This window comes from Pseudomonas bananamidigenes (genome assembly GCF_001679645.1).
In the GTDB taxonomy this organism is placed as follows: Bacteria; Pseudomonadota; Gammaproteobacteria; order Pseudomonadales; family Pseudomonadaceae; genus Aquipseudomonas; species Aquipseudomonas bananamidigenes.
Genome location: NZ_LRUN01000068.1, coordinates 1 through 24,919, shown reverse-complemented (window position 1 = coordinate 24,919; position 24,919 = coordinate 1). Strand labels below are relative to the sequence as shown.

General features: G+C 61.0%; 25 protein-coding genes. 11 read left to right on the top strand and 14 right to left on the bottom strand.

Annotated features, from left to right (window positions below):
• Nucleotides 1-23 precede the first annotated feature (23 nt).
• The gene (locus BBF94_RS22140; protein ID WP_065261099.1) at nt 24-431 is read left to right on the top strand and encodes a hypothetical protein; all 408 of its coding nucleotides are present in this window, start codon (nt 24-26) and stop codon (nt 429-431) included.
• Between the two features lie 44 nt (nt 432-475).
• Here BBF94_RS22140 and BBF94_RS22135 read toward each other — a convergent pair whose 3' ends face one another.
• Nucleotides 476-1,363 (bottom strand): LysR family transcriptional regulator, encoded by an 888-nt coding sequence (locus BBF94_RS22135; protein ID WP_065261098.1) that lies wholly within the window; start codon nt 1,361-1,363, stop codon nt 476-478.
• A gap of 173 nt (nt 1,364-1,536) precedes the next feature.
• Here BBF94_RS22135 and BBF94_RS22130 point away from each other — a divergent pair, with 173 nt between their 5' ends.
• Nucleotides 1,537-1,749 carry a type II toxin-antitoxin system HicA family toxin gene (locus tag BBF94_RS22130; RefSeq protein ID WP_065261097.1) on the top strand — a complete coding sequence of 71 codons (213 nt, stop codon included), beginning with the start codon at nt 1,537-1,539 and terminating at the stop codon, nt 1,747-1,749.
• On the top strand, nt 1,749-2,153 hold the full coding sequence (locus BBF94_RS22125; RefSeq protein WP_065261096.1) for a type II toxin-antitoxin system HicB family antitoxin: 405 nt from the start codon (nt 1,749-1,751) through the stop codon (nt 2,151-2,153). Before BBF94_RS22130 ends, BBF94_RS22125 begins: the two co-directional genes overlap by 1 nt.
• 31 nt (nt 2,154-2,184) lie before the next feature.
• Here the strand turns inward: BBF94_RS22125 and BBF94_RS22120 are convergent, their stop codons facing one another.
• Nucleotides 2,185-3,372, bottom strand: coding sequence for an MFS transporter (locus BBF94_RS22120; protein ID WP_065261095.1), 1,188 nt, complete (start codon nt 3,370-3,372; stop codon nt 2,185-2,187).
• A 242-nt stretch (nt 3,373-3,614) separates the two neighbouring features.
• On the opposite strand from BBF94_RS22120, the gene BBF94_RS22115 reads away from it, so the two are divergent.
• Nucleotides 3,615-4,235: a DUF5666 domain-containing protein gene (locus tag BBF94_RS22115; RefSeq protein ID WP_065261094.1), complete on the top strand. Its 621-nt coding sequence runs from the start codon at nt 3,615-3,617 to the stop codon at nt 4,233-4,235.
• An 89-nt stretch (nt 4,236-4,324) separates the two neighbouring features.
• Here BBF94_RS22115 and BBF94_RS22110 read toward each other — a convergent pair whose 3' ends face one another.
• The 8 genes from BBF94_RS22110 to gcl all read right to left on the bottom strand — a co-directional run bounded on the left by BBF94_RS22110 (nt 4,325) and on the right by gcl (nt 13,843).
• Nucleotides 4,325-5,323 (bottom strand): sulfate ABC transporter substrate-binding protein, encoded by a 999-nt coding sequence (locus tag BBF94_RS22110; RefSeq protein WP_065261093.1) that lies wholly within the window; start codon nt 5,321-5,323, stop codon nt 4,325-4,327.
• A gap of 104 nt (nt 5,324-5,427) precedes the next feature.
• Nucleotides 5,428-6,252 carry an ion transporter gene (locus BBF94_RS22105; protein WP_065261092.1) on the bottom strand — a complete coding sequence of 275 codons (825 nt, stop codon included), beginning with the start codon at nt 6,250-6,252 and terminating at the stop codon, nt 5,428-5,430.
• A 21-nt stretch (nt 6,253-6,273) separates the two neighbouring features.
• On the bottom strand, nt 6,274-7,188 hold the full coding sequence (locus tag BBF94_RS22100) for an urea transporter (RefSeq protein WP_065261091.1): 915 nt from the start codon (nt 7,186-7,188) through the stop codon (nt 6,274-6,276).
• A gap of 136 nt (nt 7,189-7,324) precedes the next feature.
• The gene (gene pyk / locus BBF94_RS22095; RefSeq protein ID WP_065261090.1) at nt 7,325-8,740 is read right to left on the bottom strand and encodes a pyruvate kinase; all 1,416 of its coding nucleotides are present in this window, start codon (nt 8,738-8,740) and stop codon (nt 7,325-7,327) included.
• Nucleotides 8,737-10,011: a glycerate kinase type-2 family protein gene (locus tag BBF94_RS22090; RefSeq protein WP_065261089.1), complete on the bottom strand. Its 1,275-nt coding sequence runs from the start codon at nt 10,009-10,011 to the stop codon at nt 8,737-8,739. The genes pyk and BBF94_RS22090 overlap by 4 nt, the downstream gene beginning before the upstream one ends.
• Nucleotides 10,012-10,171: 160 nt before the next feature.
• Complete coding sequence (locus BBF94_RS22085; RefSeq protein ID WP_065261088.1) at nt 10,172-11,065, bottom strand: 2-hydroxy-3-oxopropionate reductase; 894 nt, start codon at nt 11,063-11,065, stop codon at nt 10,172-10,174.
• Nucleotides 11,066-11,108: 43 nt separating this feature from the next.
• Nucleotides 11,109-11,891: a hydroxypyruvate isomerase gene (hyi, locus tag BBF94_RS22080; RefSeq protein ID WP_065261087.1), complete on the bottom strand. Its 783-nt coding sequence runs from the start codon at nt 11,889-11,891 to the stop codon at nt 11,109-11,111.
• A 176-nt stretch (nt 11,892-12,067) separates the two neighbouring features.
• Nucleotides 12,068-13,843, bottom strand: coding sequence for a glyoxylate carboligase (gcl, locus tag BBF94_RS22075; protein WP_065261086.1), 1,776 nt, complete (start codon nt 13,841-13,843; stop codon nt 12,068-12,070).
• A 282-nt stretch (nt 13,844-14,125) separates the two neighbouring features.
• Here gcl and BBF94_RS22070 point away from each other — a divergent pair, with 282 nt between their 5' ends.
• Both BBF94_RS22070 and BBF94_RS22065 read left to right on the top strand, forming a co-directional pair.
• Nucleotides 14,126-14,566, top strand: coding sequence for a GlcG/HbpS family heme-binding protein (locus tag BBF94_RS22070; RefSeq protein WP_065261085.1), 441 nt, complete (start codon nt 14,126-14,128; stop codon nt 14,564-14,566).
• Between the two features lie 210 nt (nt 14,567-14,776).
• Nucleotides 14,777-15,247 carry an REP-associated tyrosine transposase gene (locus tag BBF94_RS22065; RefSeq protein ID WP_065261084.1) on the top strand — a complete coding sequence of 157 codons (471 nt, stop codon included), beginning with the start codon at nt 14,777-14,779 and terminating at the stop codon, nt 15,245-15,247.
• 101 nt (nt 15,248-15,348) lie between these two features.
• On the opposite strand, the gene BBF94_RS22060 is transcribed toward BBF94_RS22065, so the two are convergent.
• A complete protein-coding gene (locus BBF94_RS22060) occupies nt 15,349-15,954 on the bottom strand; it encodes a TetR/AcrR family transcriptional regulator (RefSeq protein WP_065261083.1) in 606 nt (201 codons plus the stop codon).
• A 134-nt stretch (nt 15,955-16,088) separates the two neighbouring features.
• Between BBF94_RS22060 and BBF94_RS22055 the strand changes: the two genes are divergently transcribed.
• Entirely contained in the window at nt 16,089-17,003 is a 915-nt protein-coding gene (locus BBF94_RS22055; protein WP_065261082.1) for a DUF808 domain-containing protein, read from the top strand.
• A 129-nt stretch (nt 17,004-17,132) separates the two neighbouring features.
• Here the strand turns inward: BBF94_RS22055 and BBF94_RS22050 are convergent, their stop codons facing one another.
• A complete protein-coding gene (locus BBF94_RS22050; RefSeq protein ID WP_065261081.1) occupies nt 17,133-17,921 on the bottom strand; it encodes an MlaA family lipoprotein in 789 nt (262 codons plus the stop codon).
• Nucleotides 17,914-19,212 carry a serine/threonine protein kinase gene (locus BBF94_RS22045; RefSeq protein ID WP_065261080.1) on the bottom strand — a complete coding sequence of 433 codons (1,299 nt, stop codon included), beginning with the start codon at nt 19,210-19,212 and terminating at the stop codon, nt 17,914-17,916. Before BBF94_RS22045 ends, BBF94_RS22050 begins: the two co-directional genes overlap by 8 nt.
• A gap of 223 nt (nt 19,213-19,435) precedes the next feature.
• Between BBF94_RS22045 and BBF94_RS22040 the strand changes: the two genes are divergently transcribed.
• Nucleotides 19,436-19,804: a hypothetical protein gene (locus tag BBF94_RS22040; RefSeq protein WP_065261079.1), complete on the top strand. Its 369-nt coding sequence runs from the start codon at nt 19,436-19,438 to the stop codon at nt 19,802-19,804.
• 117 nt (nt 19,805-19,921) lie between these two features.
• On the opposite strand, the gene BBF94_RS22035 is transcribed toward BBF94_RS22040, so the two are convergent.
• Nucleotides 19,922-21,517, bottom strand: a complete 1,596-nt coding sequence (locus BBF94_RS22035; protein ID WP_065261078.1) for a glycoside hydrolase family 17 protein — start codon at nt 21,515-21,517, stop codon at nt 19,922-19,924.
• 285 nt (nt 21,518-21,802) lie between these two features.
• On the opposite strand from BBF94_RS22035, the gene BBF94_RS22030 reads away from it, so the two are divergent.
• The 3 genes from BBF94_RS22030 to BBF94_RS22020 all read left to right on the top strand — a co-directional run bounded on the left by BBF94_RS22030 (nt 21,803) and on the right by BBF94_RS22020 (nt 24,862).
• A complete protein-coding gene (locus tag BBF94_RS22030) occupies nt 21,803-22,654 on the top strand; it encodes a glycine betaine ABC transporter substrate-binding protein (RefSeq protein WP_065261108.1) in 852 nt (283 codons plus the stop codon).
• Between the two features lie 241 nt (nt 22,655-22,895).
• A complete protein-coding gene (locus BBF94_RS22025; RefSeq protein ID WP_065261077.1) occupies nt 22,896-23,207 on the top strand; it encodes a DUF485 domain-containing protein in 312 nt (103 codons plus the stop codon).
• On the top strand, nt 23,204-24,862 hold the full coding sequence (locus BBF94_RS22020; RefSeq protein ID WP_065261076.1) for a cation acetate symporter: 1,659 nt from the start codon (nt 23,204-23,206) through the stop codon (nt 24,860-24,862). The genes BBF94_RS22025 and BBF94_RS22020 overlap by 4 nt, the downstream gene beginning before the upstream one ends.
• Nucleotides 24,863-24,919 lie beyond the last annotated feature (57 nt).

The window sequence follows — 24,919 nt, the reverse complement described above, 5'->3', positions numbered from 1 at the left end:
GGAACCATCAGGAACGCACCGCCATGAACGTCATCGCCCGAATCACAGTCCTCACACTGGCCCTGGGCTTGAGCGCATGTGCGGTGCAACGGCCGGAACCCACGACCAGGTTGCCACCGATCCCGCCGTCACAGCCAAATCCGACACCGTCCACCAGCCCGACGCCGGGCAAACCGGGCATTCCGGCCAAGCCCTCGAAACCCGCCCCACGCACCTCCGCCAGCTTCGCCCCGCCACCGGGCGGCAACAGCCACTGGGATCAGAAACTGGGTGTGTACGTGCTGGATGGCCAGCCCAACACCTTCTACCGCCAGCGCACCTACTACCGCTGGAACAACGGCTGGAGCCGCTCGATCAGCCCGAACGGACCGTGGGAGGACACCAATATCCACGGCGTACCGGCGGGGTTGGGCAAACAGTTCGGGGAGTAATGAAAAACGGCGATCTTGGGATCGCCGTTTTGCTGTGTGGGGTTTTACAACGCTCGCGTCAACAACCCCTGCACATATTCAACAAACGCCCGCGCCTTGGCGCTGGCCATCCTGCCGGTCGGAAACACCGCCCACAGCTCCTGCTTCGGCAACACCCAATCGCTCATGACAGCCTTCACTGCGCCACTGGCCAGTTCCGGTGCGAACATCCACTCCGAGCCCAGCCCCAGGCCTTGATGAGTGAGGACGGACTCACGCAAACCTTCGGCGGCGCTGACGCGCAGGCGGCCATTGACGGTCACGGACTGTTCTTCGCCATCCTTGTTGAAGTGCCAGGTCGCACCGCCGCCACGGTTGTAGATGACGGCGCGGTGTTGTGCCAGATCGGCAGGGCAGGCGGGTTCACCGTGACTGGCGAAGTAGGTCGGAGTGCCAACGATGACGCGCCGGCATTCGGAGATCTTGCGCACGGTCAGGCCGGAGTCGCTGAGCGGGCCCAGGCGCAGGGCGACGTCGATGCCTTCTTCCACCAGATTGATGTTCTGGTCGTCGAGCAACAGGTCGACATTGAGTTGCGGGTGCTGATCAAGAAACGGCCCCAGTTGTGGAACCACATGCATCCGGCCAAAGGTGACGGCAGTGCTGACCCGCAGATTGCCGCTCAGGCCGCCGGCCACGCCACGGGCAGCATTGTCGGCCTCGTCGGCTTCCTCGAGCGCCCGCTTGGCCCGCTCGAAAAATGCCAGCCCGGCTTCGGTCGGCGTCAGGCCTCGGGTCGAACGCAGCAGCAGGCGCACGCCGAGGCGGGTTTCGAGTTGCGCGATCGTTTTCGACACGGCGGGCTGACCGATATCCAGTCGCCGGGCGGCGGCGGAAAACGATCCGGTTTCCACGACGTAGACGAAGGTTTCCATGGCGGCGAGACGGTCCATCAGCGGTCCTTGAAATAGAGGGGAGCAAGCATGGCAGCCGAGTTTAATCAGGTCCGAGAACAGTGCACCAATCACATGCTGCAAAACAACCGAACGTCGTGCTGCGGATTTATGTGCTTGAGTAAAGATAACTCTAGGGTTACTTTTGTCGAGCCGAAGCAAGGAGGCGGTTGGTGCAGAGCAGGTTATTGATCAAGGAGCTGGAGGAAGCAGGCTGGACGCTGGATCGGATTACCGGCAGTCATCACATCTTCACGCACCGTTACAACCCTTACACGATTCCCGTTCCTCACCCGAAGAAGGATTTACCGGTCGGAACGGTCAAAAGCATCAGGAGGCGCGCCGGGTTGTACAACCCGCCCGCCAGTGACACAGGAGATTCGTAATGCAATACCCAATCTGCATCGAGTGGGGTGATGAAAACACCGCCATCGGAATTCAGATCCCCGATATTCCCGGCGCGGTAACGGCCGGTGATACGTTTGAAGATGCCTACAACGCAGCCGTCGAGATTGCCCACATCATGCTGCAGGAGATCGCGGCGGATGGGGATTCGATTCCGATGCCGTCCTCAGCGGCGACCCATCGCAACAACCCGGAATTTGCCGACATGGGCTGGGGCATGCTGGAGCTGGACATCTCGCCGTACATGGGCAAGACCGAGAAGGTGAACGTGACCTTGCCCGGTTATGTCATCCAGCGGATCGACCGCTATGTGCGAGAACACAATGTCAAAAGTCGTTCATCCTTTCTGGCGGATGCCGCCATGGAAAAACTGGTCCGGCATTGAACGTCGGGCGCTGCCGGTCGCAGCGCGACGTTCAAGCAGTCGCCATGACGGCTTTTTGCGAAGCACTCAAAAACCGCACCAGCGCCAGCAGCGGGAACGCGCTGCCGACAATCACGATCCACAGCCAACCGCCATGCTCGTACACCGCACTGGCCACCGACGAGCCGAAGGCACCGCCGATGAAGATGCTGGTCATGTACAGCGCGTTGAGGCGGCCGCGGCTTTTGGCGTCGAGGGAGTAGACCGCGCGCTGCCCGAGCACCATGTTCATCTGCACGCAGAAGTCGAGCACCACGCCGGTCACGGCCAGGCCGATCACGCTGTAGGCCGGGTGGATGAAGGCGGGCAGAAAGCTCAGGCTGGCGAACAGCATGGCCAGCAGCGAGGCGACGCGGGTGTGGCCGGCGTCGGCCAGACGTCCACTGATCGGGGCGGCGATGGCACCGATGGCGCCGACCAGGGCGAAGATCGCGATTTCACTCTGGGACAGGCCATGGTTGCGCGCCAGTTCCAGCGGCACGGCGGTCCAGAACAGGCTGAAGGTGGCAAACATGCAGGCCTGGTAGAACGCCCGCTGACGCAGCACCGGTTGCTGGCGCAACAGCGTCCACAGCGAGCCGATCAACTGACCGTAGGAGGCGCTGTGATCCGGTTGGCGCTTGGGTACGGTCAACATCAGCACCACGCTGATCGCTGCCATCAACGCCGCCGCGATCATGAACATCGACCGCCAGCCGAAATGGTCGGCGACCACGCTTGATACCGGACGCGCCAGCAGAATCCCCAGCAGCAAACCACCCATGATCCCGCCGACCACCCGGCCACGGGATTCCTCCGGCGCCAGATGCGCCGCCAATGGAATCAGCACCTGCACCGACACCGAGCTGAATCCCACCAGCAGCGAAACCAGCAGAAACACATTGGGCTGATCGGTAAATGCCGCACCCAGCAGGCTGGCAATCGCGACCACCGTGGTGATGATCATCAGACGGCGGTTTTCCAGCAGATCCGCCAGCGGCACCAGGAAGAACAGCCCCAGCGCATAACCGATCTGGGTCAGCGACACGATAAAACTGGCCATGGTGTCGGTCAGGCCGATGTCCGGTGCAATCAGGCCGATGATCGGCTGGGCGTAGTAGATGTTGGCAACGATGGCGCCGCAGCAGAAAGCGAACAGCAGTACCATGCCTCGGGTCATTGCGTGAGTTGTGGCGGTCATAGGGTTTCTCGATCCGGCGAAAAGGAATGCGGTGAGGCTAAGGGACGAAGCGGGCGGGCGGTAGAAGCCCCGGATCGATATCAGTTATTCCGTTGCGGAATAGATGGCCTCGAACATCCGTCGTCCATCGGCGAACCTTGCGTCCGTCCGATCAGAGGCGATGATACATTCACTTACATCTTGTTCGATAGCGTGCTTATGTTGTCAGTGGATTTCCAACTGCGCACAACCGGAGGATTGCGATGTTTCGACAGCTGCTTCGCCACACCACGACTCTTTTGATGATCGGCGTGCTCGGCGCCGGCAGTGTCTGCGCCGGCGAAGCCCCGGGAATGCGCATGGGCGTACGCGGCGAAATCACCGGGGTCGGCCCTGACTCGCTCAAGGTGCACGTCAATACGGGTGAAAACGTCGTGGTCCAGTTGACCCCGGACACCAAGGTCCGCGCCGTCACGCTGGCCAATATCGAAGACATCAAACCCGGCAGCTACATCGGCTCGGCAGCCATTCCCCAGGAGGATGGCTCGCTCAAGGCGCTGGAGGTTCACGTATTCCCACCGGAGCTGGCCGGCAGCGGCGATGGCCATCGACCGTTCGACCTGGCCAAGGGCAGCAGCATGACCAATGGCAGCGTCGGCGATCTGGTGGTGAGCAACGGTCGGGTGCTGACCGTCAACTACAAGGGCGGTCAGCAGAAGATCCTGGTGCCGGAGGATGTGCCGATCGTCAACCTGACGCCGGGGGATCGCAGCCTGCTCAAGGTGGGAGTGAAGATTGTGACCTTCGTGACCCAGAGCGCGGACGGCACATTGACCGCGCAATCGATCTCGGTGGGCAAGGATGGTGTGAAGCCACCGATGTAACAGCCCTTATCCTTTCCCCAAGGGAGAGGGAATTTTGCCCACAAAAAAGGCGACCTCTTCAGGTCGCCTTTTTCATGTCAGCTCACGCCTTACTGGCCATTGTAGATCTGGTCGAAGGTCCCGCCATCGTTGAAGTGGGTCTTCTGCACGGTGCGCCAGTCGCCGAAGGTCTTTTCGACCGACAGGAAGTCGACTTTCGGGAAGCGGTCGGTGTACTTGGCCAGTACCGCCGGGTCACGCGGACGCAGGTAGTTGGCGGCGGCAATTTCCTGACCTTCCGGCGACCACAGGTATTTCAGGTATTCCTCGGCGGCGGCGCGGGAGCCTTTCTTCTCGACGACTTTGTCGACCACCGACACCGGCGGCTCGGCTTCGGCGGAGACGCTCGGGTAGATGACTTCGAACTGGTCGCGGCCGAATTCGCGGGCGATCATTTCCGCTTCGTTTTCGAAGGTCACCAGTACGTCGCCGATCTGGTTGGTCATGAACGTGGTGGTCGCGGCGCGGCCCCCGGTATCGAGCACCGGCGCCTGCTTGAACAGCTTGCCGACGAAGTCCTTGGCCTTGTTCTCGTCACCGCCGTTTTTCAGCACATAACCCCAGGCCGACAGGTAGGTGTAGCGACCGTTGCCCGAGGTTTTCGGGTTCGGCACGATCACCTGCACGCCGTCCTTGAGCAGGTCCGGCCAGTCTTTCAGGGCTTTCGGGTTGCCCTTGCGCACGATGAACACGGTCGCGGAGGTGAACGGTGCACTGTTGTTCGGCAGACGGGTGACCCAGTCCTTTGGAACCAGCTGACCGTTGTCGGCCAGGGCGTTGATGTCGGTGGCCATGTTCATGGTGATGACGTCAGCCGGCAGGCCGTCGATCACCGAGCGGGCCTGTTTGCTCGAACCGCCGAAAGACATCTGCACCGTGATGTTTTCCTTGTGTTCGGCTTGCCAGTGTTTCTGGAACGCAGTGTTGTAGTCCTTGTAGAAATCGCGCATCACGTCGTAGGACACGTTAAGCAGGGTCGGTGCGGCCTGAGCCACGCTGCCGAAGGCAAGACCTGCGGCGAGAAGTGAGGCGCCAAAGAGTTTTTTCACTGCGCATTCCTTGTTCTGTGGGGGTGTTTTTACAAAGGTGAGGCCATTTGCCAGCGACTATAGCGGGGCGCGCATAGTCGCTTAAAGATTAAAAAGAACTTTGCTTATGCCATTTTCTTGAACAGCGCATTGCCGCAACGGGAGCAGAACGCCGCGTCCTGTTCATGGCTGTTTTTCTTGCACACCGGGCAGTCATGTTGCAGTTGCCCGCCACGCATGGCCGTGGCCAGTTCGGCGGTAAAAATCCCGGTGGGCACGGCGATGATCGAATAACCGGTGATCATTACCAGCGACGAAATCACCTGGCCCAGCACGGTTCTGGGCACGATGTCGCCATAACCCACGGTGGTCAGGGTGACGATAGCCCAATAGATGCCTTTGGGAATGCTGGTGAAGCCGTGCTCCGGGCCTTCGACCACATACATCAGGGTGCCGAACACGGTGACCAGGGTGCACACGCTGAGCAGGAACACGAGGATTTTCTGCTTGCTGCCACGCAGGGCATCGAGCAGGTAATGCGCCTGTTTCAGATATGGGCCGAGTTTGAGCACGCGGAAGATCCGCAGCATCCGGATCACCCGGATGATCAGCAGGTACTGGGCATCGCTGTAATACAGCGCGAGGATCCCGGGCACGATCGCCAGCAAGTCCACCAGCCCGTAGAAGCTGAAGGCATAGCGCAGCGGTTTGGGCGAGCAGTAAAGGCGCAACAGGTACTCGCCGAGAAAGATGATTGTGAAGCCCCACTCGATGTACGCCAGCACGTCGGCGTAGTTCTGGTGGATGTCATCGATGCTGTCGAGGATCACCGTCACCAGACTGGCGAGGATGATCAGCAGCAGGGTCTTGTCGAATCGACGTCCCGCGACTGTGTCAGTCTGGAAGATGACCACGTAAAGGCGATCACGCCACGTGTTGTTGCCGTTCATTCAAATCGCCCTGACCATAAATCAGCGCAGCCTAGGTTGATTCTCCCCGTCAGCGCAAGGCGCCGCGTTCAATTCCGGTTGACGCATCAGGCGAATGCCGGTGCGCAGCAGCCAGCAGGCAAGAATGAAAGGCGCCGTGAGGGTCGCCAGGCCAAGGGCCGCAAACAGCGGCGTCACCAGCAGTGCCAGGCCGATGCCGAACAGCGGCAGCCACGGTTGCTGGCGTTGGGCGCTGAAGGCGAGGGCCGCGAGCACCGCGTTGTAGCTACCCAGACCGAGCAGCGCGACCTGGCTGTCGTGATGCAACAGGCTGGAACCCAGACCAAGCGCCGAGGCCAGCAGCGCCCAGGCAAATGCCCGGCGATCGGCGATCAGCACACCGGCAGCGATCAATGCACCGGCCAGCGGATGGTCGAGGAACATCACCTGACCGAAGCCTTTCAGGACGGCACCGAGCAGGTTCAGTGTGTCCGGTTCAAGCGCCGGGGCCGGCGTCGAAGGCTCGGCGAAACACAGAGATACCCAGCCCAGTATCACGAACGGCGCGGTGTAGGCGGGCAGGTATTCGGTGAGGCGTGCGCGTTTGAGCCATTGCTGGGTGATCATCGCGCTCAGGCCGCCGGCGGCCAGAATCAGCGGTGGCAGCATTGGCGACCAAGGGAAATACAGGCTCAGCAACAGACCGATCAGCACGCCGTTGTAGCTGAACAATCCGGCCTGGCGATCAGCCTTGGCGTAATTGCGGCGTTGCGCGGTGAGCAACCCGGCTACAGCGCCAAGCAACGCGCCGGCGAACAGCACCGGCGCGGTAAATAAAATGGCCAAAAGGCACAGCAGGCCACACAAAGGGTGGCGCTGCAGGAAGATCTGACTGAAGCCGTTGAGCAAGGCTTCGGCCCAGTCGGGGCAGTGGGTGTTGAAATGGTTGGCAGGCATGGCAGGTCATTCGGTACTGATCGTTCCCACGCTTTGCGTGGGAATGCCTCAAAGGACGCTCTGCGTCTGCTCTTGGGACGCAGAGCGTCCCGGGCCGCATTCCCACGCGGAGCGTGGGAACGATCTTGGTCAGTGTTTAAATCAATGTTTCGATCCGCAGTGAATTAGTCGACCCCGGCTGACCAAACGGCACACCCGCGGTGATCAGCAACGTATCGCCACGCTCGGCCATTCCTTGAGCCTGAGCGATTTCCAGCGCGGTCGAACACACTTCGTCCACCTGGCGCAGGCGATCATTGACCACCGAGTGAATGCCCCACGCCACGCTCAAGCGGCGAGCGGTCTGCAGGTTCGGCGTCAGGTTGAGAATTGGCGCCTTCGGCCTTTCACGCGATGCGCGCAGGCTCGATGCGCCGGACTCGCTGTAGTTGACCAGCACCGCCACCGGCAGCACGTTGCTGATCCGGCGAATCGCGCAGCTGATGGCATCGGACACGGTCGCTTCGGCTTTGGGCCGGCTGACGTCGAGCTGGGTCTGGTAGTCCGGACCGTTTTCGACCTGGCGGATGATCTTGCTCATCATCTGCACGGCTTCCAGCGGGTACTCGCCGGACGCGGTTTCCGCCGACAGCATCACCGCATCGGCACCTTCGGCCACGGCGTTGGCCACGTCGGTGACTTCGGCGCGGGTCGGGGCAGGCGAGAAGCGCATCGATTCGAGCATCTGCGTCGCCACCACCACCGGTCTGCCGAGCTGGCGGCAGGTGGTGATGATGCTTTTCTGGATCTGCGGCACGCTCTCGGCCGGCACTTCCACGCCCAGATCACCACGGGCCACCATGATCGCGTCGCTCAATTCGGCGATCTCGCGCAGTTGTTGGACGGCTGAGGGTTTCTCGATCTTCGCCATCAGGAACGCCTTGTCGCCGATCAGCGCGCGGGCCTCGCGGATGTCTTCCGGGCGCTGCACGAATGACAACGCCACCCAGTCCACACCCAGCTCGAGGCCGAAGCTCAGGTCGCGACGATCCTTGGTGGTCAGCGGGCTCAGATCGAGTACGGCCTGCGGCACGTTCACGCCTTTGCGGTCTGACAGCTCGCCGCCGTTGAGCACGGTGGTGTCGATCGCGTCGCTGTATTTGGTCACGACCCGCAGGCGCAGCTTGCCGTCATCGAGCAGCAGATCCATCCCGGCTTCCAGCGCCGTAATGATCTCCGGGTGCGGCAGGTTCACCCGGCGTTCGTCGCCCGGTGTCGCGTCCAGATCGAGGCGGAAGGCTTGACCGCGATGCAGTTGCACCTTGCCGTCGGCGAACTTGCCGACCCGCAGCTTAGGCCCTTGCAGATCCATCAGGATCCCGAGCGGATAGTTGAGCTGGCGCTCGACTTCGCGGATCCACTGATAGCGCTTGGCGTGGTCGGCATGATCGCCGTGGCTGAAGTTGAGGCGGAAGATGTTGACCCCGGCCTCGACCAGCTCACGGATGTCGTCGATGCCGTCGACGGCAGGCCCGAGGGTGGCGAGGATTTTGACCTTTTTGTCAGGCGTCATGATTTGGAACTCTCGAGGATCAGAATGGCGCGGAAGTCGTTGACGTTGGTGCGGGTCGGCTCGGTGACGATCAGCGCATCGAGCGCCGCGAAGTAGCCGTAGCCGTTGTTGTTGTCCAGCTCGTCGCTGGCGCTCAGGCCCAGGGCGGCGGCGCGGGCGTAGCTGTCCGGGGTCATGATCGCGCCGGCGTTGTCTTCCGAGCCGTCGATGCCGTCGGTGTCACCGGCCAGCGCATAGACGCCGGGCTGGCCCTTGAGGTTGTCGGTAAGACTGAGAAGGAATTCGGCGTTGCGTCCACCACGGCCATTGCCGCGCACGGTCACGGTGGTTTCGCCACCGGAGAGAATCACGCACGGTGCCGCCAGGGGCTGACCGTGATGAATGATCTGGCGCGCGATACCGGCGTGGACTTTCGCCACTTCCCGGGATTCGCCTTCCAGGTCGCCGAGGATCAGCGTGCTGAAACCGGCCTGACGGCATTTCACCGCTGCAGCATCCAGCGATTGTTGAGGGCGGGCGATCAACTGGAAATGACTGCGGGCCAGGCTCGGGTCACCGGGTTTGACGGTTTCCGATTCCGGGCTTTGCAGCCAGTTGCGCACCGACGCCGGAATCTCGATGCCGTAGCGCTTGATGATCGCCAGCGCTTCGGCGCTGGTGCTCGGGTCGGCCACGGTCGGGCCGGAGGCGATGACCGTGGCGAGGTCGCCCGGTACATCGGAAATCGCGTAGGTATAAACAGTTGCCGGCCAGCAGGCCTTGCCCAGGCGTCCGCCCTTGATCGCCGAGAGGTGCTTGCGTACGCAGTTCATCTCGCCGATGGTCGCGCCGGATTTGAGCAGGGCTTTGTTGATCGACTGTTTGTCGGCCAGGGTGATGCCTTCGGCCGGCAGCGCCAGCAGGGCGGAGCCGCCGCCGGACAGCAGAAAAATCACGCGGTCCTCTTCGGTCAGGTTGCTGACCATTTCCAGCACGCGTTTGGCCACGGCCAGACCGGCAGCGTCCGGCACCGGATGCGCGGCTTCGACCACTTCGATTTTTTCGCACGGGGCGCCGTGACCGTAGCGGGTCACTACAAGGCCCGAGACTTCACCTTCCCAGCAGCGCTCGACCACTTGCGCCATGGCGGCGGCGGCCTTGCCGGCGCCGATGACGATCACGCGACCTGTGCGATCGGCCGGCAGATGGGCTTCGAGGACCTGGTTCGGATGGGCCGCGTCGATGGCTGTGGCAAACAGCTCGCGCAGCAGTTGTTGCGGATCGACCGACATGGCGGGCTCCCGGATTTCTTGTTATTCGAAAGGGCGATACAGGTCCTGTGGGAGCGAGCTTGCTCGCGAAAGCGGTGGGTCAGTCAATATCCATGTCGACTGACAGACCCTCTTCGCGAGCAAGCTCGCTCCCACAGGTTTCAAGCGATGCAGCAGAGATTTACTTCTTGTCGCGAATCGAGAAGTTGGCCATGTGTTCCAGGCCCTTGATCAGCGCCGAGTGGTCCCAGTTGCTGCCACCGATGGCCGCGCAGGTGCTGAACACTTGCTGGGCGTTGGCGGTGTTCGGCAGGTTGATGCTCAGCTCCTTGGCGCCTTGCAGGGCCAGGTTCAGGTCCTTCTGGTGCAAGCTGATGCGGAAGCCCGGATCGAAGGTGCCCTTGATCATGCGCTCGCCGTGCACTTCGAGGATCTTCGAGGAGGCGAAACCACCCATCAGCGCTTCACGCACCTTGGCCGGATCGGCACCGTTTTTGGACGCGAACAGCAGGGCTTCGGCGACGGCCTGAATGTTCAGGGCAACGATGATCTGGTTCGCCACCTTGGCGGTCTGACCGTCGCCATTGCCGCCGACCAGCGTGATGTTCTTGCCCATGGCCTGGAACAGCGGCAGCGCGCGTTCGAAGGCATCGGCATCGCCACCGACCATGATGCTCAGGGTCGCGGCCTTGGCGCCGACTTCACCGCCGGACACCGGGGCATCGAGGTATTGCGCGCCTTTTTCGTTGATCTTCGCGGCGAAAGCCTTGGTGGCGGTCGGCGAGATCGAGCTCATGTCGATCACCACCTTGCCTTTGCCGATGCCGGCCGCAACGCCGTCGGCGCGGAACAGCACGTCTTCGACCTGCGGGGTATCGGGCACCATGACGATGATGAATTCAGCTTCCTGGGCCACTTCTTTCGGGTTGGCCAGGGCGACGGCGCCAGCGGCGACCAGATCGGCAGGCGCGGCGTCGTGGTGCGCCGACAGGAACAGGCTGTGACCGGCTTTCTGCAGGTTCGAAGCCATTGGGTGGCCCATGATGCCGGTGCCGATAAATCCGATTTTAGCCATGAGAAATTCCTCTTGTTTTTGTTTTGCTCAAGCAAATGGGGGGTCAGATCGCGTTGTGAGTCTTCAGCCAGCCGAGGCCCGCTTCCGTGGTGGTCAGCGGTTTGTACTCGCAGCCGACCCAGCCCTGATAACCGATGCGATCGAGGTGTTCGAACAGGAAGCGGTAGTTGATTTCGCCAGTGCCCGGCTCGTTGCGGCCCGGGTTGTCGGCGAGCTGCACATGGTTGATTTCGGCCAGATGCGATTGCAGCGTGCGGGCCAGATCGCCTTCCATGATTTGCATGTGATAGATGTCGTATTGCAGGAACAGGTTGGCGCTGCCGACCTGCTCGCGAATCGACAGGGCCTGCGCCGTGTTGTTCAGATAGAAACCCGGGATGTCGCGGGTGTTGATCGCTTCCATCACCAGTCTGATGCCGACGGCTTGCAGCTTCTCGGCGGCGTACTTGAGGTTGGCGACGAAGGTCTTTTCAACGGTGGCGTCGTCCACGCCCTGCGGACGGATACCGGCCAGGCAGTTGACCTGGGTGTTGCCCAGCACCTGGGCATAAGCGATGGCCAGATCGACCCCGGCGCGGAACTCTTCGACCCGGTCCGGCAGGCACGCGATACCGCGTTCGCCCTTGGCCCAGTCACCGGCCGGCAGGTTGAACAGCACTTGGGTCAGACCGTTGGCATCGAGTCTGGCCTTGATTTCGGCAGAGCTGAAATCGTACGGGAACAGGTACTCGACACCGCTGAAGCCAGCCTTGGCGGCGGCGTCGAAACGGGCAAGGAAATCCTGTTCGGTGAACAGCATGGACAGGTTGGCTGCGAAACGCGGCATGGTGGTCTCCCGTAAATCTTGTGAGGTTCCCCTTGTGGGAGCGGACTTGTGTGGCGAGGGAGCTTGCTCCCGCTCGGCTGCGAAGCAGTCGCATAGCTTTCGGGGACGCTTCGCACCCTGGCGGGAGAAAGCTCCCTCGCCACATGGCCCGCTCCCACAGGGAGAGCAATCAGCAGTTAATCGAGCAACGAAATCGCGGTAGGCGCATCGTTGCCAACCAGCGCCAGGTCTTCGAATTCGTTGACGGCGTTGATCTCGGTCCCCATGGAGATGTTGGTCACACGCTCCAGAATGATTTCGACGATCACCGGCACCTTGAACTCTTCGATCAGCTCTTGGGCCTTGCGCAGGGCAGGGGCGATGTCCGCCGGTTCGAACACACGCAGCGCCTTGCAGCCCAGGCCTTCGGCGACGGCGATGTGGTCGACGCCATAACCGTTGAGTTCCGGCGCGTTCAGGTTATCGAAGGACAACTGCACGCAGTAGTCCATTTCGAACCCGCGCTGGGCCTGACGGATCAGACCCAGGTACGAGTTGTTCACCACGACGTGGATGTACGGCAGATTGAACTGAGCGCCGACCGCCAGTTCTTCGATCATGAACTGGAAGTCATAGTCCCCCGACAGGGCCACGACTTTACGGTTCGGATCGGCCTTCACCACGCCCAGCGCTGCCGGAATGGTCCAGCCCAACGGACCGGCCTGACCACAGTTGATCCAGTGACGCGGCTTGTAGACGTGCAGGAACTGCGCGCCGGCAATCTGCGACAGACCGATGGTGCTGACGTAGCAGGTGTCCTTGCCGAACACCTGGTTCATTTCTTCGTAAACGCGCTGCGGCTTGACCGGCACGTTGTCGAAGTGGGTCTTGCGTTGCAGGCTGGACTTGCGCTGCTGGCAGTCTTTCAACCATGCGCTGCGGTCTTTCAGTTTGCCGGCGGCTTGCCATTCACGGGCGACTTCGATGAACACGGTCAGCGCGGCGGCGGCGTCTGACACGATGCCCAGATCCGGAGTGAACACGCGGCCGATCTGGGTGCCTTCGATGTCGACGTGAATGAACTTGCGGCCTTCGGTGTAGACATCGACCGAACCGGTGTGACGGTTGGCCCAGCGGTTGCCGATGCCCAGTACCACGTCGGATTTCAGCAAGGTGGCGTTGCCGTAGCGGTGCGAAGTCTGCAGACCGACCATGCCGACCATCAGCGGGTGATCGTCCGGGATGGTGCCCCAGCCCATCAGAGTCGGGATGACCGGGATGCCGGTCAGCTCGGCGAACTCCACCAGCAGGTCACTGGCGTCGGCGTTGATGATGCCGCCACCGGCCACCAGCAATGGACGCTCGGCCTGATCGAGCAGTGCCAGGGCCTTTTCAACCTGCACGCGAGTGGCGCTCGGCTTGGCCAGCGGCAGTGGCTGGTAGGCGTCGATATCGAATTCGATTTCGGCCATCTGCACGTCGAACGGCAGGTCGATCAGCACCGGGCCCGGACGGCCGGAGCGCATTTCGTAGAAGGCTTTCTGGAACGCGTAAGGCACCTGGCCCGGCTCCAGAACGGTGGTCGCCCACTTGGTCACCGGCTTGACGATGCTGGTGATGTCGACGGCCTGGAAGTCTTCCTTGTGCATACGGGCACGTGGCGCCTGGCCGGTGATGCAGAGGATCGGGATCGAGTCCGCGGAGGCGCTGTACAGGCCGGTGACCATGTCGGTGCCGGCAGGGCCGGAAGTACCGATGCACACGCCGATGTTGCCGGCCTTGGTGCGGGTGTAGCCCTCGGCCATGTGCGAGGCGCCTTCAACGTGGCGAGCGAGGACGTGATCGATGCCGCCGACTTTCTTCAGGGCGGAATACAGCGGGTTGATCGCTGCACCCGGAATGCCAAAAGCGGTATCGACCCCTTCACGGCGCATCACCAGAACGGCGGCTTCGATTGCTCTCATTTTGCTCATGGTTTTGTGCCTCTTTACGTTTTGTAATTGTATACAAGTGGCTTTTGCGCAGAGTGTATTCACGGCGGACGGCGCAGGTCAATCCATTTTCTCAAGCGCCTGTTTCATTCGTCGGAAGCCGATTCTGCTGTGGCTTTTCGTCGCATGGGGCGCTTTTCGAGAATTATTGTATACAAAAAAATAATTCATTGTGTTCTATTTGTGGCATCGGGCTGCGACGCAATCGCGCAGCAAAAAAACGCAGCCCAACGGCTTTCCCAATAACAAAATGAGGACGGCACCATGAGCGCTTTAACCTTGAAAGTCGCAGTCAACCTGGTCAACGAAGCCATCAGCGCAGGGCGGGCCATCTCCGCTGCGCCGCTGACCATTGCAGTGCTGGATACCGGCGGCCACCTGATCACCTTGCAACGCGAAGACGGCGCCAGCCTGCTGCGCCCGAACATCGCCATCGGCAAAGCCTGGGGCGCCATCGCCCTTGGCAAGGGCTCACGCCTGCTGGCGCTGGACGCGCAACAACGCCCGGCCTTCATCGCCGCGCTCAACAGCATGGGGCAGGGCAGCGTCGTGCCGGCACCGGGCGGTGTATTGATCCGTGATCAGGCGGGTAACGTGCTGGGAGCGATCGGCATCAGCGGCGATCTGTCGGATGTCGATGAGCAAGTGGCGATCAAGGCTGTAGAGGCCCTGGATCTGCGGGCGGATGCGGGGGTGGCGGCTTGATATTCGGCGTTTGATCGAAAGTCATCGCGAGCAGGCTCGCTCCCCACTGATTTGCAGCGCCGGACACAAAATGTCTAACACGGCAAGATCACTGTGGGAGCGAGCTTGCTCGCGAAGGCGAGTTAACAGACACATCCTGCCAAAGTCGTCCGCAGTCTTATTCTGTTTGCGGATCTAACCTTTCAAGTCTTCTATTGAAAGGGCAACGGAATGCCAAAATCATCAGCCTCACATCGACTACGCTTGGGGCGTTATGACGAACCCAACCGCATTTATCTTCTGACTGCCAATACGTTGAGACGCGCTCCTTTTTTCAGGGACCATATGCTGGGTAGATTGGTCGCCGATCAGTTCCAAATCGCTCAGGAGCAAGGCCTTGTTGATTCATTGGCCTGGGTGGTCATGCCTGATCATCTGCACTGGTTGATCAATCTGAAGCGGGGATCACTTAGTGAACTCATGCAGAAAACCAAATCCATGAGCGCGCGTGCTGTGAATGTTAGGGCCGGTAGAAGCGGAAGTATTTGGCAGCCGGGGTTTCATGATCATGCGCTGCGCCGGGAAGAGGATTTGGTGAAAATAGCCCGGTATGTGGTGGCCAACCCATTGCGGGCCGGTTTGGTGAAAAAGTTGGCTCAATATCCATTGTGGGATGCGGTTTGGGCCATTCGGAAAGACTGAGTCGCCCCGTTCGCGAGCAAGCTCGCTCCCACATTGAATCTGTGGTGCTCATGGATCAAATGTGGGAGCGAGCTTGCTCGCAATGCAGTTAACGCGATCTGTCAGTCCGGCTCGCAGCCCTTGAGCACCAACCGGATAATCGTCTGTGCCGCCGCCTCGTAATCCGCTTCGTCGAGCTTTTCCTTACCGGTAACGGCGGAGATCTGCCAGTCGAAGTCGGCGTAGGTCTGGGTCGCGGCCCAGATGCTGAACATCAGATGGTTGGGGTCGACCGGGGCGATCTGGCCGCGGTCGATCCAGATCTGGATGCAATCGATATTGTGTTTGGCCTGGCTGTTCAGTTGCTCGACCAGGTCGGCGCTCAGGTGCGGGGCGCCGTGCATGATCTCGCTGGCGAACACCTTCGAGGCAAACGGCAGGTCGCGGGAGATGCGGATCTTGGAGCGGATGTAGCCGCTCAGCACTTCGCTCGGTACACCGTCCGGGTTGAACGGGGTCGAGGCCTGCAGGATCGGCACGATGATGCTTTCCAGCACCTCGCGGTAGAGGTTTTCCTTGGACTTGAAGTAGTAGTAGACGTTGGGCTTGGGCAATCCCGCCTTGGCGGCGATGTCGCTGGTTTTGGTCGCAGCGAAGCCCTTGTCGGCAAACTCTTCACTGGCGGCACGCAGGATCAGTTCTTTGTTGCGCTCGCGGATTGTGCTCATAAACCCGGTGGTTCCTTGCCTGTACTGGCGGTTGCGCATGGTAGCACCGGCCTCGCGCGGCGCTCAACAATGCACCGTGCGGCCCGCAGTCACGGTATGCTGCGCGGCATTATTCACATAAGGAAACAAGGTTCATGGCAGGAAGCAGTTTGCTGGTGCTGATCGACGATATCGCCACCGTGCTGGACGATGTGGCGCTGATGAGCAAAATGGCCGCCAAGAAGACCGCCGGGGTGCTCGGCGATGACCTGGCGCTCAATGCCCAGCAAGTCTCCGGCGTACGTGCCGAGCGGGAAATTCCCGTGGTATGGGCGGTGGCCAAGGGTTCGTTCGTCAACAAATTGATCCTGGTGCCGTCGGCGCTGGCGATCAGTGCGTTCGTGCCGTGGCTGGTGACGCCGCTGTTGATGGTCGGCGGTGCCTATCTGTGTTTCGAGGGCTTCGAAAAACTCGCACATCCGTTATTGCACGGCAAGGACGAAGATCAGGCCGGGCATGCGCAGTTGACCGAGGCCGTAGCCGATCCGGCGACCGATCTGGTGGCCTACGAGAAGGACAAGATCAAGGGCGCAATCCGCACCGACTTCATCCTCTCGGCCGAAATCATCGCCATCACCCTCGGCACTGTGGCCGAGGCTTCGCTGACCCAGCAAGTGATCGTCATGTCGGGCATTGCCGTGGTCATGACTGCGGGCGTTTATGGTCTGGTGGCCGGTATCGTCAAGCTCGATGACCTAGGCCTGTGGCTGACCCAGAAGCCCGGCGCTGTGGCGAAACGTATCGGCAACGCGATCCTGCGCGCCGCGCCTTACATGATGAAGGGCCTGTCGGTGATCGGTACGGCGGCGATGTTCCTGGTGGGCGGTGGGATCCTGACTCACGGTATTCCCGTGGTGCATCACTGGATCGAAAGCGCGGGTGCGGCAGCGGGTAGTGCAGGGTTTGCGGTGCCGGTGTTGCTCAATGGCGTGGCGGGCGTTGTGGCGGGGGCAGTGGCGCTGGCTGTTGTGTCGGTTTTCGGCAAGCTCTGGAAAGCGCTGAAGGGCTGATCTCCAGCGCATAACACAACTGTGGGAGCGAGCTTGCTCGCGAATGCGGTAGTTCAGTCCCATTTCTATAGACTGACACTCCGCCTTCGCGAGCAAGCTCGCTCCCACAGTGTTTTGTGTTCGTCGAAATTACTCGGCGATCTGCAGCTTGCGCGATTCGGTGTACACGTAGCGCACCTTCTCGTATTCGAACGGCGAGTTCATCTGGCCGTAACGGAAGTGAGTCTGATAGCGCTTGTCGACGGCGCGCAATGCCCAGATTTCCGGATGGTTTTCGCTGACTTTCGACACGTTCAGGTAGTTGATCGCCGATTCGGCGGTGTAGTCCACGGCGAGACCCGCGGTGTCGCGCAGGTTCGACGGGCCGAGGATCGGCAGCACGAAATAGGCACCGCCCGGGACGCCGTAGAAGCCAAGGGTCTGGCCGAAGTCTTCGTTCTGGCGCGGCAGCCCCATGGCGGTGGCCGGGTCCCACAGGCCGGCGATGCCGATGGTGGTGTTGAGCAGCAGGCGCGCGGTGGTTTCCATCGAGCGCTTGCCCTTGAACTGCAACAGGCTGTTGACCAGGTTCGGTACGTCGCCAAGGTTATTGAAGAAGTTGCTCACGCCGGTACGCACGAAGCTCGGCGTGATGTAGCGATAACCATCGACCACCGGCAGGAACACCCATTGGTCGAAGCGGTAGTTGAAGTGATAGACGCGGCGGTTCCATGACTCCAGCGGGTCATACACGTTCAAGGCATTGAGCGTCGAGCGCTCGAACTCGCGCTGGTCCAGCCCCGGATTGAACTTGAGCTTGGACAGGGGCTCCTTGAAGCCGTCACTGTCGACCACCACCGGTGCATTGGCTTTGCTGTTGTCGGCCTGGGCCACGCCTGCACAGAGTAACGCTGCAAACAGCAGGAGATATTTAGCCACGGAAGAACTCCAGCATGGCGTCGCTGTTGACGCGGTAGTTAAGGTTGCCGCAATGGCCGCCCAGTGGGTAAACCGTCAGCCGATCGCCGAAGGTCTTGCGCAGGAAGCCGAGGTCGCCCGGGCCGAGGATCACGTCGTCGGCGTTGTGCATCACGGCGATTTTCGGGCTGTCGTGCAGGTAGTCCTTGAGGGCGTACAGGCTGACCTGATCGATCAGTTGCAGCAGGCTGCCGCCGTCGGTGCGGGCACGCCACATCGGGATCACCTGTTCGGTCAGGTAGCAGTCGAAGTCGCATTGAAGCGCACGCTTGAGGAACGGCGTGAGGCTGGTGCCTTCGGTGATCGGGAATTTCGGCGGAGTGATCAGGCCGCGACGGTTGATCAGGTCCGAGGTGAAGGCAATGTCCGCCGCCGAGAAGCGGAACGAGGTGCCGATGAGCATCGCCATCTGCTCGTTGCTCAGGTGCTGCTTGGACTGTTGGAAGTCATAGAGCAGCGCATCGTTGAGGTCGATGTAGCCTTTCTGCTGGAAGTAACGGGTCAGCTTGGCCAGCACCAGTTCATAGAACGTGGTGCTGTTGTTGATGCCCTTGACCTCGGTCTGCACCAGCTTGTCGAGGTTGGTGATCGAGGTGTACAGGTTGACCGGCGGATTGAGCAGCAGGACTTTCTTGAAGTTGAAGCTGCGGCGGGTTTCGTCCAGGTGGGCAACGAACGCTGCGTCCAGCGCACCGAGGCTGTAGCCGCTCAGGTAATAGTCGGTGACCGGCACTTTCGGGTTCTGCGCGCGCACGGCCTGCATCACCCGGTACATGTCTTCGGCGTCTTCCTTGGTCACGCCGGGGGTGGCGAAACGCGAGGCGGCGCTCATGAAGTCGAAGCTGGTGGGGGAGGACAGCTGCACCACATGGTAGCCGGCCTTGTAGTAGAGCTTTTTCAGGTATTCGTTGAGGCTGCTGTCATAGCGCGCACCGGTACCGGCAATCAGGAAGATCAGCGGGGCAGCCTTGTCCTGGGTGGCGATGCGGTAGGTGAGTTTTTTCACTGCCCAGAAGTTGTCCGGCAGGATGAACTCGCGTTCCGGACGCAGGGTGATGCTGCGGTCGCTCTGATGGATGTCGTCGTCCGACGGCAACTCCGGACGCAGGTCCGGCGGCGTGGTGGCGATGGTCGCTTCGAACGGGTTGGTCAGGGGAAAGCCATAACTGGCGGCATCGATATCCACCGCCAGCGCGGACGCACTCAGAATAAGGCCGCCAAACAGGGCGGCGAAGCGCAAGGATCGGAGCATGAGTGAATCCCTTAAAGAAAGGTGCCGAATGAGGTTCGCAGGCTATGACCACTGGGTTTGCGCCAAAGTGCCATGCCGCGGCACCCAACTGACGGAATTCGGGGTAATAGTAGCCGGACGATACACGTTGCACCGATCGAAAGACCAGTTAAGAGTTGTTAGTTCTTGCACATGGCGGGCAGGCGATTAAGCTGGCCGCCGATTTCATCGATTGGAGTGTTCCATGTCCCGCCGCTTGCCCGTGATTCTGCTGCTCGTTCTGTTGCCGTTATGGCTGGCCGCCAGTTACGGCGCGCGTTATGGCTTCATGGAGGACGCGCAGTGGGTGGGCATCTGCGTTGACGAGGCGAGCCGTTGGGAATGCTCGGTGCGCTCGAACCTGGGCCTGATGATTCATTTCCAGATGCTCGGCTGGGCGGCGGTCGCGGCTGCAGTGATCGGTTTTGTCCTGCCCGGACGGGCAGGGTGGTGGCTGGCGGTGCTGGCGCTGGTGTTCGGGTTGCCGGCGCTGGCGTTGTACAACACCACGCTGGCGGTGTTTGCGGTGGTGATTGCGGGATTGCGACTGGTGCGGGAATCTCGCAGCGTCTGACAGTCATCGCGGGCAAGCCCGCTCCCACAGGGTGCGGGGCGCACACAAAACCCGAGCTTGACTCGGTCACTGTGGGAGCTGGCTTGCCAGCGAAGAGGCCGGTTCAGCCTCTGACGATCAGCGGTTGCGAACCCGCAGGCAGCGCCACAACGCCGCCACCATCAGCAGGCTCACCAGCGCCCAGCCCCACGCCTGCTGGTTCTGCAATCCTTCACGGAACAACTGCGGCGCAATACCCGCACCGATGATGAAGGTCAGCAAGGCGATTTCCCGACGCGGCACATTGACCGGACGGCACAGATAGACCAGCGCCGGCAGGATGAACGCCATGCTCGCGAAGCTGCGATAGCGTGGGTCGAACACCATCTCCAGCATCATGATCGCGCCGGCAAAACCGGCGACCGCTACCAGCCAGCCGGCCCGGCGTTCGAACAGGGCGAAGGCGCGCTCACGCCAGCCATCGCGGGCGCTCAAGGTCAGCGCGGCGTGGGCCAGGATCAGCAGATTCAGCGCCGTCAGCAGGCCGACCCACAGCCATTCGCTGGTGAACCGCGTGGTCACGCGCGCCAGATCGCCCCAGGCACCGATGGAGCAGGCCGCCAGCGCGCCGAGCAGAGGCAGGATCAGGGCGCTGCGGGTGGTACGCACGCGACCGGCCAGCAGCAGCGTGCCAAGGAAAATCAAACCACCGACGCCCAGCCATTCTTTCCAGTACGGCACGTTGGTTACCGGCCCGGCGAGTACACCCTTGTCCTGGCGATCGGCATCGAACAGGCCCCAGTAACCGCCGACCGCACCTTCGCTACCGCGTTTCCATGGCTGATCGAAAGCTTCGATCAAGTTGTAACGCCAGCCTTGCTGTTCGGCCAGCGTGACAAAACCGCGAATGAACCTGGCTTCGTTGACCCGGCTCGGCAATGCGGTCTCCCGCTGACGGCCTTCGCTTGGCCAGCCGGTTTCGCCAATCATCACGTCCTTGGGCGCGAACTTGTTGCCGAACACCTGACGCACATCTGCCACGTGTTGCAGGGCAGTGTCGATGTTCGACGGATCATCTTCCCAGTACGGCAGCAAATGAATGGTCAGGAAATCCACCGCCGGTGCGACTTCCGGATGCTTGAGCCAGAACTCCCAGACATCGGCATAGGTCACCGGCTGCTTGATGTGGCTTTTGACCTTGTTGATCAGTCTGGCCAGTTGCGCACCGGTCACTTCCTTGCGCAGCAAGGCTTCGTTGCCGACGATCACGGCGCTGACTACGTCCGGGTTGGCGTTGGCCGAGGCAATCAGCAGATCGATTTCTTTCTCTGTGTCCACCGGGTTGCTGTTGACCCAGGCGCCGATCATCAGCTTCAAACCATGCTTGCGCGCCAGTTCCGGCAGGGCTTCGAGGCCGGTCATGGAATAGGTGCGGATGCATTCGAAGCGGGTGGCGAGCAGGGCAAGGTCGGCGTCCATACGCTCCGGGCGCAGCTTGAACGGCACGTCGAACGGCGACTGATCCTTGTCGAATGGCGTGTAGGACGCGCACTGCAACTTGTGGGTCGGGGTGGCGACATCCGGCAGGATCACCGGTTTGCCAAGGCCATACCAGAAGCCGCAAAGGGCGAACAGGCCGAGCAGGCAGGCGAACAGATAGGGAAAAAGGGGAAAGCGGGAAGTCGCGGACATGGTCAGGCCGAGTGGCTGCAAAGCGACGCATGTTACCTGCATTTATAGAGGGGTGGTGGTCCGGATCATTTTGACATGCAAAGTTCGGGCGGATTGTCTGGCGCCAAATATTCAGACGCAGTTAATGGCTTTCTGATGTCGTTTCTCGTTGCATTGAGGTCGCTGGCAGAGCAGGTCGCCGACGGCGTCAGGTCGATGATCGAATCATCAGTACTCCGCTGATGTTCGAAAGAGTTTGCGGTCAGGCGTGATGGAGGCGCCGTGCACCATAACAATACGTTGACGATGCCCGGCATCCGTCGGGCGCAGCATTTCGGGGAAGTAACGATGAAGATGCGACGACTTTTAGGCGCAGGTGCCGCTCTGGTGCTTGCGATGAGCTCCACATTCGCCAGCGCTGAAAAACAGACCCTGAACATCGGTTACGTTGACGGCTGGTCCGACAGCGTGGCGACCACCCACGTGGCGGCCGAGGTGATCAAACAGAAACTCGGCTACGACGTGAAACTCCAGGCCGTCGCCACCGGGATCATGTGGCAGGGCGTTGCCACCGGCAAACTCGACGCCATGCTGTCGGCCTGGCTGCCGGTGACCCACGGCGAATACTGGGCGAAGAACAAGGATCTGGTCGTCGACTACGGCCCGAACTTCAAGGACGCGAAAATCGGCCTGATCGTGCCGGAGTACGTCAAAGCCAAATCCATCGAAGACCTGAAAACCGACGACAGCTTCAAGAAGCGTATCGTCGGCATCGACGCCGGCTCGGGTGTGATGCTCAAGACCGACCAGGCGATCAAGGACTACGACCTGACCGGCTATCAACTCAAGGCAAGTTCCGGCGCCGGCATGATCGCCGAGCTGACCCGTGCCGAGAAAAAGAACGAATCCATTGCCGTGACCGGCTGGGTGCCGCACTGGATGTTCGCCAAGTGGAAACTGCGCTTCCTCGACGACCCGAAAGGTGTGTACGGCGCGGCTGAAACCGTGAACAGCATCGGCAGCAAGGAGCTGGACGCCAAGGCGCCGGAAGTGGCGAAGTTCCTGAAGAACTTCCAGTGGGCCTCCAAGGACGAAATCGGTCAGGTCATGCTGGCGATCCAGGACGGTGCCAAGCCTGAAGCCGCGGCCAAGGACTGGGTGGCCAAACACCCGGACCGCGTGGCTGAATGGACTAAATAACAGCTGCACCGCTTTACCCTGTGGGAGCGAGCCTGCTCGCGATGGCGTCCTGTCAGTCACCTGTGGAGTCGACTGGCAGATTGCATCGCGAGCAGGCTCGCTCCCACATTTATTTGTACAGTCCTGAAATTGGCAGAACGGTCATGGCCATCTACTACTAAGGTCGTCTGGAAGCCGGCTCGCAGCCGCATACAGTGGATACGTTCCAAAAATAAAAATCTGTGCTGCGAGGATAAAAACAATGAACGACAGCATTTACCTCTCGATTCAGAACAGCCCGCGCTTCAAGGAGCTGGTGAAGAAAAGGGAAAGGTTCGCCTGGATACTCTCGGCGATCATGCTAGGGCTCTACTCCGGATTCATCCTGCTGATCGCGTACGGGCCGCAAGTGCTCGGGACCCGAATCAGTGCCGGCTCATCGATCACCTGGGGCATTCCCATCGGTGTCGGGCTGATTGTCTCGGCCTTCATTCTGACCGGTATCTACGTGCGCCGCGCCAATGGCGAATTCGACGACCTGAACAATGCGATTCTCAAGGAGGCTCAGCAATGATCCGGCGTCTACTGGCTCTATTGAGCATCGCAGCGTTCGCTCCAGCCGTCTGGGCCGCTGACGCCCTGACCGGCGAAGTCCACAAACAACCGCTCAACGTATCCGCGATCGTCATGTTCGTGGTGTTCGTCGGCGCGACCCTGTGCATCACTTACTGGGCTTCCAAACGCAACAAGTCGGCCGCCGACTACTATGCGGCAGGCGGCAAGATCACCGGTTTCCAGAACGGCCTGGCGATTGCCGGTGACTACATGTCGGCGGCGTCCTTCCTGGGGATTTCCGCACTGGTGTTCACCTCCGGCTACGACGGCCTGATCTATTCGATCGGCTTCCTGGTGGGCTGGCCGATCATTCTGTTCCTGATCGCCGAGCGCCTGCGCAACCTGGGCAAATACACCTTTGCCGACGTGGCGTCGTACCGCCTCGGGCAAACCCAGATCCGCACGCTGTCGGCCTGCGGCTCGCTGGTGGTCGTGGCGTTCTACCTGATCGCGCAAATGGTCGGTGCCGGCAAGCTGATCCAGCTGCTGTTCGGCCTCGACTACCACGTTGCGGTGATTCTGGTCGGTATCCTGATGTGCCTGTATGTGCTGTTCGGCGGCATGCTGGCGACCACCTGGGTGCAGATCATCAAGGCCGTGCTGTTGCTGTCCGGTGCCTCGTTCATGGCGCTGATGGTGATGAAGCACGTCAACTTCGACTTCAACACCCTGTTCTCCGAATCGATCAAGGTTCACGCCAAGGGCGAAGCGATCATGAGCCCCGGCGGTCTGGTGAAAGACCCGATCTCGGCGTTCTCCCTCGGCCTGGCACTGATGTTTGGTACTGCCGGTCTGCCGCACATCCTGATGCGCTTCTTCACCGTGAGTGACGCGAAAGAAGCCCGCAAGAGCGTGCTGTACGCCACCGGTTTCATCGGCTACTTCTACATCCTGACCTTCATCATCGGCTTTGGCGCGATCCTGCTGGTCAGCACCAACCCCGCGTTCAAGGACGCCACGGGGGCGCTGCTCGGCGGCAACAACATGGCGGCGGTGCACCTGGCCAACGCCGTGGGCGGCAGCGTGTTCCTCGGCTTCATCTCGGCGGTGGCGTTCGCGACCATTCTGGCAGTCGTGGCGGGGCTGACCCTGGCCGGTGCTTCGGCGGTGTCTCACGACCTGTACGCCAGTGTGATCAAAAAGGGCAAGGCCAATGAGAAGGATGAAATCCGCGTTTCGAAGATCACCACGGTCACGCTGGGCATCCTGGCCATCGGCCTGGGCATCCTGTTCGAAAGCCAGAACATCGCGTTCATGGTCGGTCTGGCGTTCTCCATCGCGGCGAGCTGCAACTTCCCGGTCCTGCTGCTTTCGATGTACTGGAAGAAGCTGACCACCCGTGGTGCCATGATTGGCGGCTGGCTGGGGCTGGTGAGCGCGGTGGGGCTGATGATCCTCGGCCCGACCATCTGGGTGCAGATCCTGCACAACGAGAAAGCGATCTTCCCGTACGAATATCCGGCGCTGTTTTCGATGATCATTGCGTTCATCGGGATCTGGTTCTTCTCGATCACCGACAAGTCGGCTGAGGCCGAGAGCGAGCGTGCGCTGTTCTTCCCGCAGTTTGTGCGTTCGCAGACTGGGTTGGGGGCTAGTGGGGCGGTTTCGCACTGAGGCTTTGTAGGTTGAGTTGAATGGAAAATGCCCTGGTCGAGAGATTGGGGCGTTTTT